The sequence below is a fragment of the Nesterenkonia sp. K-15-9-6 genome, from assembly GCF_052656005.1.
Genome location: NZ_JBQYEY010000074.1, coordinates 1 through 379 on the forward strand (window position 1 = coordinate 1; position 379 = coordinate 379).

At 61.5% G+C, this 379-nt stretch carries 1 protein-coding gene; it reads right to left on the minus strand.

From position 1 onward, the window contains the following. On the minus strand, positions 1–379 hold a 379-nt coding region (locus SD455_RS16665), incomplete at both ends, for a hypothetical protein (protein ID WP_445508752.1).

Consider the following 379-nt stretch of genomic DNA (forward strand, 5'->3'; position numbering starts at 1 on the left):
CAGCAATGCCCGAGATCGCTCGAGCATCCACCGGCGAAGTGGTCTCCGACTCCGACAGCAGAACCCCGGCCTGACCGAAGTCCAGGATCTGATCCACCGGGATCTCGATATTGCCGATCCCGATCAGCTCATTGCCGAACACGTCAACATTGAGCGCTTCATCATTGGGCCCAGGATCACCGTCCCAGAACGCCGTGGAACGACCCGCCCCAGCCAGATCCAGACCAGCCAGCGTGGAATCGACATTACTGGCCTCAGCCTCAGCCGGAGCCTCTGGAAAATTATCGACAGCCGCAGCCGCCGGCAGCGCATAAGCACCGACCGAGATCGTCGATGCCGCACCGACCGCGAGAGCACGTTTCAGAACGCCTCTCCATGG